This is a genomic window from uncultured Henriciella sp. (assembly GCF_964005855.1).
Classification (GTDB): domain Bacteria; phylum Pseudomonadota; class Alphaproteobacteria; order Caulobacterales; family Hyphomonadaceae; genus Henriciella.
In genome coordinates this window covers 1-14514 of sequence record NZ_CAXFSW010000023.1, presented here as the reverse complement: position 1 = coordinate 14514, position 14514 = coordinate 1, and the positions used below count along the sequence as shown (strand labels likewise).

General features: G+C 58.4%; 13 protein-coding genes. 12 read left to right on the top strand and 1 reads right to left on the bottom strand.

Features of this window, described 5'->3' with window-relative positions; genetic code table 11:
* Positions 1–21: 21 nt before the first annotated feature.
* Together ABNU55_RS14520 and ABNU55_RS14515 are read left to right on the top strand one after the other, a co-directional pair.
* Positions 22–378, top strand: coding sequence for a helix-turn-helix transcriptional regulator (locus tag ABNU55_RS14520; protein ID WP_290754559.1), 357 nt, complete (start codon positions 22–24; stop codon positions 376–378).
* A gap of 2 nt (positions 379–380) precedes the next feature.
* On the top strand, positions 381–941 hold the full coding sequence (locus tag ABNU55_RS14515; RefSeq protein ID WP_290754560.1) for an ImmA/IrrE family metallo-endopeptidase: 561 nt from the start codon (positions 381–383) through the stop codon (positions 939–941).
* A gap of 947 nt (positions 942–1888) precedes the next feature.
* Here ABNU55_RS14515 and ABNU55_RS14510 read toward each other — a convergent pair.
* Positions 1889–2119: an antirestriction protein ArdA gene (locus ABNU55_RS14510; protein ID WP_290754561.1), complete on the bottom strand. Its 231-nt coding sequence runs from the start codon at positions 2117–2119 to the stop codon at positions 1889–1891.
* 1390 nt (positions 2120–3509) lie between these two features.
* Here ABNU55_RS14510 and ABNU55_RS14505 point away from each other — a divergent pair.
* The 10 genes from ABNU55_RS14505 to ABNU55_RS14460 form a co-directional block, all read left to right on the top strand.
* The gene (locus ABNU55_RS14505; RefSeq protein ID WP_290749258.1) at positions 3510–5357 is read left to right on the top strand and encodes a copper resistance system multicopper oxidase; all 1848 of its coding nucleotides are present in this window, start codon (positions 3510–3512) and stop codon (positions 5355–5357) included.
* The gene (locus ABNU55_RS14500; protein WP_290749255.1) at positions 5354–6157 is read left to right on the top strand and encodes a copper resistance protein B; all 804 of its coding nucleotides are present in this window, start codon (positions 5354–5356) and stop codon (positions 6155–6157) included. The genes ABNU55_RS14505 and ABNU55_RS14500 overlap by 4 nt, the downstream gene beginning before the upstream one ends.
* A gap of 9 nt (positions 6158–6166) precedes the next feature.
* Entirely contained in the window at positions 6167–7312 is a 1146-nt protein-coding gene (locus tag ABNU55_RS14495) for a DUF2231 domain-containing protein (RefSeq protein ID WP_290749253.1), read from the top strand.
* Positions 7313–7315: 3 nt separating this feature from the next.
* Positions 7316–8383, top strand: coding sequence for an acyltransferase (locus tag ABNU55_RS14490; RefSeq protein ID WP_290749251.1), 1068 nt, complete (start codon positions 7316–7318; stop codon positions 8381–8383).
* Positions 8384–8567: 184 nt separating this feature from the next.
* Positions 8568–10790: a copper-translocating P-type ATPase gene (locus tag ABNU55_RS14485; protein ID WP_290749249.1), complete on the top strand. Its 2223-nt coding sequence runs from the start codon at positions 8568–8570 to the stop codon at positions 10788–10790.
* A gap of 227 nt (positions 10791–11017) precedes the next feature.
* The gene (locus ABNU55_RS14480; protein WP_290749247.1) at positions 11018–11578 is read left to right on the top strand and encodes a DUF305 domain-containing protein; all 561 of its coding nucleotides are present in this window, start codon (positions 11018–11020) and stop codon (positions 11576–11578) included.
* A gap of 55 nt (positions 11579–11633) precedes the next feature.
* Complete coding sequence (locus ABNU55_RS14475) at positions 11634–12992, top strand: MBL fold metallo-hydrolase (protein WP_290749245.1); 1359 nt, start codon at positions 11634–11636, stop codon at positions 12990–12992.
* A 148-nt stretch (positions 12993–13140) separates the two neighbouring features.
* Positions 13141–13416 carry a metal-sensitive transcriptional regulator gene (locus ABNU55_RS14470; RefSeq protein ID WP_290749242.1) on the top strand — a complete coding sequence of 92 codons (276 nt, stop codon included), beginning with the start codon at positions 13141–13143 and terminating at the stop codon, positions 13414–13416.
* 58 nt (positions 13417–13474) lie between these two features.
* Positions 13475–13888: a hypothetical protein gene (locus ABNU55_RS14465; protein ID WP_290749240.1), complete on the top strand. Its 414-nt coding sequence runs from the start codon at positions 13475–13477 to the stop codon at positions 13886–13888.
* A gap of 73 nt (positions 13889–13961) precedes the next feature.
* A partial coding sequence (locus ABNU55_RS14460; protein WP_348764501.1) for a TolC family protein occupies positions 13962–14514 on the top strand: 553 nt, incomplete at its 3' end.

The window sequence follows — 14514 nt, the reverse complement described above, 5'->3', positions numbered from 1 at the left end:
GCCCATGAGTCGTCAAGGGGCGTGTCGTACGACACGCGTAAAATGACCCTGAACATCAATGAACTCGGAGAAATGGTGATTGAACGCAGGGGAACGCTAGGCGTTCGGGCCGCCGCAAATGAAATCGGGATTAGCCCATCAACATTATCGCGGATCGAAAACGGCCATGTCCCCGACCTAGCCACCTTTGCCGCAATCTGCCGATGGCTGAAAGTCGATCCAACGCGCTTCCTTGGCATGCAGGCAGCGGAGGCGAGCGAGGAATCGGCAACGGTTCATTTGCGCAAGAAGAAGACAACGTCCGCGGATACCGCCACTGCGCTCGGAGGAATGATCATCGCTGCGCAACAAGCACTGCGTGATCTCGAAAACATCTAACAATGCGGCGCGGCTTTAAAACCCAAGCCGAGAAGCTGGCGCTGAAACACCGTTCGTCATTCGGTGTCACGGCCCAGGACCGTCTCGACCCGCGGCTGTTCTTGAAAGATATGGGCCTAATCGTATGGACCCCCGAGGAAATTCCGGGAATGGATGCATCTCATGTGCGGCAACTCACGAAGGCTGATCCCGATAGCTGGTCCGGCGTAACCGTTAAGGAAGGTGGAAGAACAGCGATCATCGTGAATTCTGCCCATCCGGTAACGCGTCAGGCCAACACTCTTATGCATGAGTGGGCACATATAGAACTGCGTCATAAGCCGAGCCGAGCCGACCGATCGGTCGGCGGCATACTGCTTCTAAGTGACTATCCTGCAGAGATTGAGGACGAGGCAGACTGGCTAGCGGGATGTATGTTAGCCCCTAGAGACGGTCTTCTGTATCATTGTGGTCGAGGGCTGGCGGCTCCGGACGTGGCCACGCACTTTGGCATTAGCGAACAGCTCGCGAACTGGCGCATCGGGAAGACTGGTGTTCGCCGCCAGCTCGGTTATCGCTGGTAGTCAGCAAAACGAATGCCGACTGATGGATTAAATTGATTATGTCTTACGGAAGCGGTCCCGAAGGCGGTTTTAATCAGGCCAGCAAAGCCTACAAAGCTGCGCCGCGCTGGCGCCGACGCCGAGATCGAAGTTTCAGTTCTTGGAGGCTTCGACTCCGTTCTCGCGTTGAAATCGGAATTTGCTGCCCACGGGTTCTCCGTTGAAGAGATAATGAAGGTTCTCGATGGAGATGAACAGAGAACTCATCGTGCTAATCAACGCTCGACTAGTGGGAACAGACCCCCAGTACCACCGTCAGATTGTCTCGCACGAATTGCGCGAGAACGCTGTCTGGATTGGTGCTCAGTTGCATGGAAAAGACGGGACCGCCACAATTCGGACAGTGGCCGCGCTGCTGCACGTCTCGCCGAGCACCGTTAGCCGTTGGTTCCAACCAGGCGAATTCGAGCGGGAATGCGAATATCTTTCGCATGCATTTAAGGCGGATGGATCTTTAAAGCCGTCAATTCCGGGTCGTGGTTCCGGCACAGGAAACGACGGTCAATAGTTGTTGCGAACAAAACAATTTGCGCAACACCTCTAGGAGTCGGCATTCATACCAGCAAGCCAACGTGGATGTGTTGCAGTGAGCGCCTTGTTTCGGATGATCGAGAAGTCGACGCTATCTATTGGAAGCGCTCGCGCAACTGGGCTTGGCGTGATTTGCTTAACAATAGTGCTCATCACCTTCGCACTGAGGTGATTGCGTTCAAAACGTTCTAATAATTTGAATTCGAGGGTGCCTTCAGCCCCTGCGTCTCACTCTCGAAGAATGCGGCCCGCATCGGCTCGGTGACCGATGGCGACATGAAAGAATTCCGCGTCAGCCAGGCGCTGGGCAAGAGCTGGTCATCGGGTATCCGAGTGTGTTTACCATGGGGGTCTCCTTTTCATTCCTTGGCTTGGTCTCAGGGAACTCCTTGTCCCCGTCGACGCCGGACTGTGAGGTCGGACAGGGGCGCGCCTTCGAACCCGTCATGGTCATGGATCGCCCATTCTTCCGCGTCCGGCAGCGGCGAGGCCGCCAGCATGGCGCGGACCGCGTCCATGATCCCGTCCGGTGTGGTCGCAGCAATCCATGTCCCGTGCAGATAGCCGGAATTATACGCCGCAAGGCAGATGGGATAATCGGACGCCACATCGCGCCGGGAGCGTCTGCCCCGAACGCTGTCACTCCGATAACTTGCGGGAAGGAAGGGACTTCCGGTCAGAAGAAGGAGAAGACAGTTATGAAGTATTTCGCTGGGATTGATGTTTCGCTGAACGAGTCGAGCGTGTGCGTGGTGGATGAAACAGGGGTGATCATCGGTGAAGCCCGAGGTGCATTGCCGAGGTGCAACGACGCGATCCGGAAACGGAGTTGACGAACCATGTCCGATTAGAGAAGGCCACATAGGCGGGGGTGGGCGGCGAGAAAGTCGGCAGGCCGGACCCCCTTAGCCGGTGGCGCAAGGCGGAAAGGTAGGCCGCTGACATGGCTTTCAGACGAACCAAACCCCGGCGCCTTGCGCCAGCGGCGGGTCCGGGCAGACCGGTCGTCCGCCCACCGCCGTCTGGAAGGGATCTGTCAGGACGCCGGGGAGGAACAAGCCGCCGGTCGCGCACCAGAGGCCGAATCCGTACAAGCTGATCTGACATGACCTTGCACATTCGCGAATTTCGGGAGGAGGATCGTGACCACGTCGTCGCGCTCTGGAGCCTGTGCGAGCTCACGCGACCCTGGAACGATCCGGATGATAGCCATGGTAACCTATCTCTCCAGGCGCAGATGGAATATAGCTTGGCACCGGAAAAGCTAGCTCGACAGAGTTCTCGGTTTCATCTGGGAGGCTGAAGGCATCGTCCCGCGAGAAAGCCTCACAACGGCAGAAATCGGATATACATCATCACCGCAAGCTGGATGATCTCGGGCGACGTCTTGGGTATCCAATTACGCTAGCAGGGCCCATCTGCCCGCTCAAACCGCGTTTGCTCTGACAGTATCCGGCGCTTTGCTTCTGCACCCCACCAGCGGCTCATAGTCGGGGCCTGACTATTCGAAAACCACCTTGCCGCAAACCCCCATGGGGTATATGTTGCGAATATGAATGCTCTTGTAGCAATAATCGCAACGGCGCTTTTCAGCCTGTCCCAACTTCTGTGCGGCTGTTCGCCAGAGGCTCTGCCACGATCAACTGACAACATCGCGATGGCTCTTGATGCCCATCAAATGCACGGGTTTGAGGACAGTATTCCCTGCGACGAAGATACTGATGATTGTCCAGCCCAGATCGCGACTGTAGCTCAAGCCGACAGCGCTCCGAATTCTATTCAGAGTTTATCAAAAGCAACGATCATTCCTTCCAAAATTCCAGTCAGATTCGGTTCGCCATATGCAGACCAGCGTGGTGAACCGATCGGCCAGAATTGGCAAAGTCCAGACCCCGCACATACACCGGTAACACTTAGGGTCCGTCTTCAGAGCTGAGTTTATGAGCGTCTGCGAAAGCAGTCCGTTTCAGTCGTATTCTCAATTCATGGAGACCAAACGTGTTCAATAGAAGACATCTACTTCAGACGGCGCTAGGCGCTGGCGCTGCCTACGGGGCTACCAGCCTCCTGCCCGCTTGGGCGAGATCAGCGAGCCGCGGAAATCTCGGAATTCCCTCGCTCGCCGGCACCGAATTCGACCTGGATATATCGAGATTCCCGGTGCGCATAGGCGGAAAGGCGGGCCTGGCGACCGGCATAAACGGCACGCTGCCGGCTCCCCTGCTCCGGTTCCGGGAGGGTGACGATGTCACGCTGAACGTCACCAACAGGCTGGATGAAGACACTTCGATTCATTGGCATGGACTGTTGGTGCCATTTCACATGGACGGTGTTCCAGGAGTCAGTTTTCCGGGAATCAAGCCCGGCGAGACGTTCAGTTACAAATTCAGGATTCCGCAGAATGGCACCTACTGGTACCATTCTCACTCCGGTCTGCAGGAACAGCTCGGACATTATGGTCCGATCGTGATTGACCCAAAGGATGCCGATCCTGTCGCGTACGACAGGGAGTATGTTCTCGTTCTGAGCGATTGGAGTTTTACCAGCCCTCACAGGCTGTACGGCAAGCTGAAGAAAAATGCCGAAAGCCTGAATTTCAATCAACCGACCCTCACCGAACCGACAGGTCTTGGTGGTATGTGGGGACAGATGCGCATGAGCCCGCGTGATCTCGCTGACGTCACAGGGGCAACCTATACCTATCTGATCAATGGCCAGTCGACAGAAGACAATTTCAACATGGTCTTCCGACCAGGCGAGAAAGTTCGCCTCAGGATTGTCAATGCCGCGGCCATGACCCTGTTCAATGTCAGGATACCGGGACTGCCCATGACCGTGGTTCAGTCTGATGGGCTGAACATACAGCCTGTCGAGACCGATGAGTTTCAGATGGGCGTGGCTGAAACCTACGATATCATCGTGGAGCCCACCGAAGAACGCGCCTATGCATTTGTGGCAGAGTCCATCGATCGTTCAGGCCAGGCTGTTGCTACGCTGGGCCCGCGTCCGGGAATGCGGGCAGAAGAACCCGAGATGCGGGCGGTTCCAATGCTCACAATGCGGGACATGGGTATGGATCACAGCATGATGGGCGGCATGTCCGGTATGGACGATGGCAATGTGTCAGGCATGGATCATGATGCCAGTGAGGACATGACGTCCGGCACCAAAGACCATAGCGGCATGAGCGGTCACGAGATGGGCAACATGGCCATGAAGCCGGACCCGCACGGACCATCCGTCCAGCCCGCCAGAAAGCTTGAGGCCGACATTCAGCGCGGCCCAGGGGTGGCCAATGTCGCGGCCATGCCAATGAGCCGGCTGGACGAACCGGGGATTGGTCTTGATGACGTTCCTCACCGCACGCTCACATACAGCCAGTTGCGTGCACTTGAGATGAACGAGGACCACAGACCGCCCGGGCGGGAGATCGTCGTTCATCTGACCTCGAACATGGAACGTTATATGTGGTCCTTCGATGGCGTGAAGTTTTCCGAGGTAACCGAATCCATCAAATTCTATGAAGGTGAACGGGTTCGCCTGACCCTGATCAATGACACCATGATGCCGCACCCGATCCACCTGCACGGCATGTTCTTCGATCTCGTCAATGGCGGCGGCCATCATCTTCCCCGCAAGCATACGGTGATCGTGAAACCGGCAGACAAGGTCAGTGTCGACATCTCCGCGGAGCATGTCGGCGACTGGGCATTTCACTGCCACCTTCTATACCACATGCACGCTGGCATGATGCAGGTCGTGAGCGTGATCCCGGAAGCTCCGGCTGACACCGGGACCGCGTCCATGGATCATGAGAACATGAATCACGGGGAGGTACACTCATGACTTTCCGTTCGACAGGCCTGACCCTGCTCACCGCGTTTTCCTTTATTGGCTCTGGAACAGCCCTCGCACAAGACGCACCACAAACGGCGCCCTGGAATCAGGCTGAAGCCATCTATGGCGAAGAAGCCATGACCGAGGCTCGCAAGGACATTCAGGCGGAAGGCGGTGCTCAACCGGCTTTCATGATCATGGCCGACAGGCTCGAAGTCCAGTTTGCAGACGATGAGGACACGCTGCTCTGGGATGGTCAGGGCTGGTATGGCGGCGACATCAACAAGTTCTGGGTTAAAACAGAAGGCGATGTATCCCTTGATGCCGGCAAGATAGAGGACGCGGAGGTTCAGGCGCTCTGGTCGCGTGCAATTACCCGTTACTTCGACCTTCAGGCGGGTCTGCGTCAGGACCTTGAACCGGAAGGGCGAACCCATGCGGTCCTTGGCCTTCAGGGGCTCGCGCCCTACTGGTTCGAAGTCGATGGTGCCGCCTTCCTCAGTACGGACGGTGACCTGACGGCCAGGGGCGAAGCGGAGTATGACCTGCACCTGACGCAACGCCTCGTGCTGCAGCCTCGGGCGGAGATAGAATTCTCCGCACAGGACATCCCTGAACGCGAACTTGGGACGGGTCTGACCGGCCTCAATGCCGGTGTGCGGCTCCGTTACGATATTCGCCGCGAATTCGGTCCCTATATCGGCGTCGAATGGCAAAGTGCTTTTGGCGGGACCCGCGACATGATTGAAGCCGCAGGCGGCGAGGCAAACCAGGCGGTTTTCCTTATCGGCCTCCGGACCTGGTACTAGGAGGCCATTATGGAAAACCTGATCGAACCGAACATCCACCCTATCCTGGTACATTTTACCTATGCCCTGGGTGTCTCGGCAGCCCTTGCCTATATCGGCACACTTTTCCTGCCTGCAGGGCGTATGCGTGACAATCTCCGCCCGGCAGCAGATTGGATGCTGGCACTGGCGTCCGTCGCGGTCATTGCAACCATCGCTGCAGGCTTTCAGGCTTACTATAGCGTCGCGCATGACGGCCCCTCACATGAAGCGATGACAACCCACCGGAACTGGGCTGTCCCAAGCGGTCTTGCCCTGCTCGCACTCGCAGCCTGGCGCTGGGTCCGCAGGGCCTCGGCTCCGGGCACCCTCTTCACGTTTGCGGCGGTGATCGTTGCCGGACTCCTCACGGTCACCGCCTGGTGGGGCGGAACCATTGTCTACAAATATGGTCTTGGTGTGCAGAGCCTGCCGGAAGCGAGCGGCCCGGGTCACGATCACGATCATGGTGGCGGATCTGAATCTGGCCAGGGCCACGATAATGCTGACGGACATCATGGCAGCGCGACTTCGTCGCCTGAAGAACCAGAGCCTGCTGAAACCGGCACGCCTGATTCAAAGCCTGCCGGGCATGACAATTCGGACGGGCATCATGGTTCTGCTGGCAATTCCAGTTCGGCGGACGATCAGGACACCCATGCCGGTCCCGACACACCAACAGGTGTTCCTGCCGGACATGACAACTCTGATGGCCACCATGATCCCTTGCCCGCCTCTGCTGACGAGCGAGCAATTCTCGACATAATCAATGCCGTCGAGACAGGCTGGGAAAACGGAAACGGCGAACCTTTCCGCACTCATTTCCAGGACTGGGACGGAGCAAGGTATTTCGAATCCGGTGGCGGGAATACCGGCCTCGATGATCTCGTTGAAAATCATGTCGAACCGGAAAAGGACGCGATACCGGATCTCGACCTGGGCTTCTCAAATATTCATATCCACTTCGAGGGCGACAATTTCGCTTGGGCTGTGGCAGATACGACCGTCACGGGCACCCTTGCATCCAGCGGAGAAAGGCTCGACCGGACGGGCAAGCAGACCATGCTTTTCCGTAAGATCGGCACTGCCTGGAATGTCGTTCACACGCATTCATCCTCAAGAGCGTCGCGGCGGTAGACCGTGGCCCCGGAAAACGATGCCGGAGCGGGTCCTCAACAGGATCCGCTTTTCGGTACGAACCATTTCACACTGTTGCGATGGTTCCTGGCAGGCGCTGTGCTTGTTGGCCATGCATGGATGATTCCGACAGGGTATGAACCCACACGCATACATGACTGGACCTTCAGCTATCTGGCGGTGAACGGCTTCTTCATCCTCTCCGGATTGCTGATTGCCAAGAGTCTGGCGACCCGGAACGAACTCGCCAGCTACGCCCGATCACGGTTATTGAGAATATATCCTGCCTTCATCCTGCTGATAATCGCGCTTCTGTTGGTTTTTGGACCGCTCTTCGGGAGGCCTCGCGGGATCGCGTATCTCGGCCAGGCAGAGCCCTGGGCCTATGTCACACGCACCCTTCTTATGGGCGATCCACTGACAAGCCCCGGCGGGGTTTTCCATGCTTCACCCGAGCCGGTCTTCAATGGGGCGCTCTGGACCATACGCTATGAAGTCCTGGCCTATCTGCTCGCCGCAATCGGATTCATGCTGGGGGCACTGAAAAGACCTGGGACAACAGTGGCGCTGCTTGTCGCTTCGCAGCTTGCCTATCTTGCCATCCAGCATCCACCGTTGGCCGACCTGTTACCGTCGGGTGTCATTTCCCTGTTCCGGTTCACGACCGCTTTCCTGATCGGCATGGTGCTCTGGCACTTTCCAAAGCTGCGGCAACCGGGTCCTGTTGGCATGTTTCTGGCGCTGGCTGCGTTTCTCCTGTTCGGCTGGAGCGCGGTTGGCGAATTGCTCGCCAATCTTCTTCTTGCTGCGTGTCTCATGCAATTTGGGCTGGTTGCACGTCCTTCATACCGCTTCGCAAGGATGCCCGATTATTCTTATGGCATCTATATCTGGCACTATCCGGTCCTGCAAAGCGTCCTGATGTCCAACCGGGATATGCCTCCAGCACTCCTCCTCGCGATCTCGACACCACTTGTGCTGTTATGCGCTGGCACCTCCTGGCACCTGGTGGAGAAACCAGCCCTGAAACTCAAACGCTGGCGGCGCAGATCGGGCAGGCTGTCAGACTAGCATGCGAAGACGGCGGCCCACCGCTCCGTAGTTCGAACAGGGGCGAAAATCCTGTTCGGAGTTGCATTGCACATACCCCGTCAGGGTATTATATCCAGTGTTTCGGATTGATCATATCGGCTGATCAATAAACGGTCTGAAGATCAAAACCGTCTGTCTCCATCCCTGCCGAAAGGTCAGAGCCATGAGCAACAACGAGCAACCTCATCATGACCATGCCTGTCATCATCATGACAATGCGGTAGCTGAGAAACCTGACGACGCCTATGACAATGTCCCTGCCGATTATGCTGGCAAGATCTGGACCTGCCCGATGCATCCGCAGGTTCGCGAAATGTCGAACACAGGATGTCCGATCTGCGGCATGGCACTCGAACCGGAAACAGTAACCGCCGAACAGGATACGAGCGAACTCGATGACATGACACGGCGCTTCTGGGTTGCCCTGGCGCTATCGGTGCCGCTGCTTGCCTTTGTCATGGGGGAGATGATTCCCGGTAGTCCACTCAGAAGCTGGGTCGACCCATCCTGGGGTGTCTGGCTTCAGGCCGGTCTGGCGACACCGGTCGTTCTCTGGTCCGGCGCGCCCTTCTTTGCCCGTGGATGGGACTCGGTGAAACGCCGTAGCCTCAATATGTTCACCCTGATCGCCATGGGGGTCGGGGTCGCCTACCTGTACTCGCTGGTCGCGAGCGTCGCACCTGGTATTTTCCCTGATTCCTTCAGAGGGCATGGCGGTACGGTCGCGGTCTACTACGAGGCCGCCGCGGTGATCGTCACACTCATCCTTCTCGGACAGGTGCTCGAACTACGCGCCCGCCATGCCACTTCTGGCGCAATCCGGGCGCTCCTCGAACTCACTCCACCGACCGCCCGCCGGATCGCCGGGGACGGCAGTGACGAGGAAGTCGACCTTGCCGAAGTCAGGGCTGGCGATCACCTGCGCGTTCGCCCAGGCGAAAAAATCCCGGTCGACGGTGAAGTGATCGAGGGACGATCCCCGGTCGACGAATCCATGGTCACCGGGGAGCCGGTCCCCGTGGAGAAAACTGAAGGCGAGCGAGTCACTGGCGGGACGGTCAATGGTACCGGATCACTGGTCATGAAGGCCACACATGTCGGCGCGGAAACGCTCCTGTCGCAGATCGTCCAGATGGTCGCGGCCGCCCAGCGTTCGCGCGCGCCAATTCAGCGCCTCGTCGATATTGTGTCCTCGGTTTTCGTGCCAACCGTGATCGCCATATCGATCATCACCTTCATCATCTGGGCCATATTTGGACCGGATCCGGCCATGGCCTTCGCCATCGTGAACGCCGTCGCGGTCCTGATCATCGCTTGCCCCTGTGCGCTCGGTCTCGCGACACCCATGTCGATCATGGTCGGAACCGGCAAGGGTGCCTCGAACGGCATCCTGATCAAGAACGCCGAAGCACTGGAGACGTTCGAAAAGGTCGATACCATCATCGTTGACAAGACAGGGACGCTGACCCTGGGACATCCTGAACTTGTGCGCATCCAGCCCGCAGATGGGTTGGAGGAGACAGCGCTGCTCGGGCTGGTTGCCGCTGTTGAACGCTCGAGCGAGCATCCGCTGGCCGAAGCCATTGTCCGCGGGGCGGAGACGCACAGCGCACCAGACCAGACGGCCCGGAACTTTCAGTCCGTCACCGGTGAAGGCGCACAGGCCGAAGTCGACGGCAAGCGTGTGGCCATCGGTAACCGCAAGATGATGGAGCGTATCGGGGCCTGGTCCGGTGATCTCGGCGCGGACGCGGACAAGTACCGGTCGGAAGGACAGACGGTGATGTTCGTCGCCGTCGATGGCAAACCTGCCGGACTCGTCGCCGTGGCCGACCCGGTCAAGGAAACCACGCCTGAAGCCATCAAGCGTCTTCACGCCGAGGGCCTTAAGATCGTCATGCTCACCGGCGACAGCGAAAATACGGCCCGCGCCGTGGCCGCAAAGGTCGGCATTGACGAAGTCCATGCCGACGTCTCGCCGGAAGACAAGCACCGCATCGTGTCAGATCTCCAGAAGGGTGGCGCGCGTGTCGCCATGTGCGGGGACGGCATCAATGATGCCCCCGCCCTCGCCCAGGCCGATGTCGGCATTGCCATGGGCACCGGCACCGACGTTGCCATGGAGAGCGCAGGTGTGACCCTGGTCAAAGGCGACCTGATTGGCGTCGCGAAAGCACGTGAACTCAGCCATGCGACAATGCGCAATATCCGCCAGAACCTCTTCTTTGCCTTCATCTACAATTCACTCGGTGTGCCGGTTGCGGCGGGTATCCTCTACCCCTTCTCCGGTCTGTTGCTCAGCCCCATGATCGCAGCGGCCGCAATGAGCCTCAGCTCGGTTTCCGTGATTGCGAATGCGCTGCGGCTTCGAGGCCTGAAACTCTGATATTACGGGAACAGAGACAGCATCCGGACCACCCTTGCATGTCTGGAAACATCGAGTGCCTTCCTGCTTGGGCCCCTCCTGGACTCCTTCATCTCCGTGCTCATGCATAAAGACCAGACCATGAGGATTTCTGCAGCGCCGGAAAGAAAGAGTCATCGTGGAACCCCTGGAGGGTATGCTCCGTTAGTGGCTAAAATACCCCATGCCCGTATAAGGAGGATCTAAGAATGGAAATGAAAACCAGCTATTGGCGGTTTGCCGCGATGATTGCGACCTCGACGGTCGTCATGCTCGGGCTGATGTATCTGAACACCTATGCCTGGGAACATGTCTACTGGAGTGAGACGCGCTTCTACATGGCCTTCATCATGGGTGCGGCCATGGCCGTCGTGATGCTGAGCTTCATGCTGAACATGTATAGGAACCGGCGGGTCAATCTTGGCATCTATGCCGGCGCGGCGGTCGTTTTCGTGCTGGCCCTCTGGCTCGTTCGCAGCCAGGCCACGGTGGAGGACCGCTCCTACATGGAAGCCATGATCCCGCACCATTCCATCGCCATCATGACCAGTGAACGCGCCAATATTGACGATGTGCGCGTGAGAAAACTCGCTGATGAAATCATCACCGCGCAGCGCCGTGAGATCAAGGAAATGGAATGGCTGATCTCCGATATCGCCGCGAACGGTCCGGCAGCAACCGAAAGCGAGGCCGCCACCCGCCCCGTGCCTGATTTCGAGGGCCAACTGGATCCCGTACAGCCCGCCGGAAGCAATGTTGGAGAGGACTAGTGCACCCGGTCTCCCCAGCCGGGAAAGTCCGAATTTTACATAGGAGCCAAGCAGTATGAGACTCGAAAAGGTCAAGACACCAGGCCTTGCCCACCTCTCCTACTTTCTGAGCGCCGGTGGCGAAGCTGCCATCATCGACCCGCGACGGGATATTGATGTCTACCTGGAGCTTGCCCGCAATGATGGCGCCGTCATCAAGCACGTTTTCGAGACCCACAGGAATGAGGACCTGCTCTCAGGCGCCCCTGTCCTGAGGACAGAAACCGGTGCACAGGTCTGGCACGGGCCCAACCCTGAAAAACCGATCCAGTACGCAGCTGAGACGCGGGAGGGTGACACGTTCGAGATCGGTGGCGCCTTGCTGAAGGTGCTCGAAACACCCGGACACACCGATGACAGCCTGTCCTATGCGCTTTATGACAAAAGCTTCGACGAGGCGCCCGTGGGCGTATTCACGGGCGACGCGCTATTTATCGGTGATGTCGGTCGGACGGACTTCTATCCCGAGCGGAGACGTGAAGTCGCCGGCCTGCTCTATGACAGTCTTGCAAAGCTTACAGCGCTCGGGGATCAGTGCCTGGTCTATCCGGCACACGGGGCCGGCTCGATCTGCGGTTCCGGCATGGCCGACCGGGAGTTCTCGTCGATCGGCCATGAGAAGCTTAACAATCCACGCCTGCAGATCGAGGACCGGGAAGCTTTCATCGACGCCAAGGTTGCCGAGAACCATTATATTCCACCCTACTTCCGGCGCATGGAAGAGGGGAACATGGAAGGCACCGGGGCCGCACCATCGGACCCGCAGCCCTCCTCCCCGGCCATGCTGCTCGATCCGGGCGATGCGATCTGCCTCGATGTTCGCGGTATTTTCGACTTTGCCGGGGGGCACCGCACGGGTTCGCTCTGCATCCCGCACGGCATGCTCGCCGCCTTTGCTGGCTGGTTGCTGCCAAGCGACAAACCCGTGCTTCTGGTCGCCCGCAACGCGGACCAGGCAGTCGATGCTGCTACGACGCTTCAGCGGATCGGCTTCGACAATGTGAGCGGATTTGTCAGCGGCACAATGCCCCTGGCGGTCAAGAATGGTCCGCTCGAAATGCTGGATTTCGTGGACACTGAAACGGTCGCCTCGCGCGTGGACACCCCCCCGGCTGGCTGGACCCTGCTCGATGTACGCACGATCGACGAGTACGAAAGCGGTCACATCATGAACAGCCGCCATGCCTATGTTGGCAAACTGCCCGATGCGGCCAGCGATCTCGATCCGGGCCAGCCCGTCACCGTCATGTGCGGGACCGGCGCTCGCGCCACCATCGCAGCCTCCCAGCTCATGCGGAGCGGTTTTTCCAGGGTCGATGTCTATATCGGTTCGATGAAAGCATGGACTGCCGCGGGAAAACCGACCTGTTCATAAATCCATTGAAGCGCTTGGCTTCGGGACTTCCCGCTAATTTGTCCTGGAGCCTTGCGTTTTCCCGGGCCCGGGACGCGATACCGCTGCAATCAGGGTTGGATCGAACACGTTTCTTTTCCATATAATACCCTGACAGGGGTATTTGACGATGAAATCAGACACAAGAGACGCCGCCATTCGACGACTGTCCCGGATTGAGGGTCAGGTTCGCGGTGTATCGAAAATGGTCTCCGACGACCGCTACTGTATCGACGTCATCCGCCAGGTGCAGGCCATCAAGGCCGCACTGGCCGGACTGGAGCACACGATACTTGATGACCACATCGCCACCTGCGTCGACGAAGCCTTGACCGGCAGCAATGTGACCGAGCGGCGTGACAAGGTCGAGGAACTGGTTGCGGTTCTAGGCGGACGCAGGAAGTAACAGCATACCCCGTTGGGGTATTGACTTGCTGAGGCGCCTGGCGTACAGATGATCTCACATGCAACTCATGATGCGCCTTCTGATAATTGTGGCGGCCGTACTGGTGACGGCCCAACCCGTCATGGCGTGCCCCTTGATGCTGGAGTCGGCACAACAGGCTTCTGTAAGCCAACATGCCGAACATCCCTGCACGGAAATGATTGCAGGACAGCGCATCCAGGTGCCGTCCGACAGCCCGCTTCAATCTGACTGCCCGGTGGGCAATGATTGCAGCCCTATGCTGATCCAGGCGCAGGTGGACGCTAACCCGACAGCGACCGCAGCAGAGCCCGCCCAGGTGTTTGCCGCTGTTCTTGCCGATCCACCGGTCGCCTTCCGCCCGGAAAGGACGGTTTTCAAGACCGGCCCGCCTCCGGCGCCCGATCTTCCTCTCTTTACGCCCGTTAGCCTGAAACAGCGTCTCCTGAATTGAGAGCGATGATTTCTGGTGGCCTGAAAGCCACCCGGACCATCGTTTCAGACAATTCAGGAAGACCCGTTTCATCATGTCAAAAATGTCCAGGAGCCTGCTGGCGACCGCGCTTGTCTCGGTTGTGCTGGCAAAAGGCGCCCACGCCCAGAGTTTCCAGGATCTGGAATCCCGTCTCAGGGGCCACCCCAGCCTGACAGCCCTTGGCTATGAAGCCGAAGCCGGCCGTGAAAGAGCTATCGCGGCCACAGCCCTGCCGGATCCGGTAATTTCGGTCGGCATCAACAATTTCCCGATCTTCAGTCCGTCATTCGACAGCTACCTGCCGACCAACAAGGCGGTCGGCATCCGACAACAGTTTCCAAACCTCGCGGGCCGTGAAGCCCGCGCCGGTGAGGCCCGTGCGATGTCGGCACAGACCGAGGCGGTTCGCGATGCCCGATACGCGGCATTGCGCGCTGAACTGATCGTCCTTCTCGCTGACAAGAGAAGAATAGCCAGACAGAGAACCCTCGCCGAAGCGCGAGATGCCAAATATGACGAGCTTGTCGACATTGTCGAAGCAGAAATCGATGCGGGCCGTCCGGCCGTCTACCGCCTTGCCGAAATTGAAGGCGAACGGGCAGAAG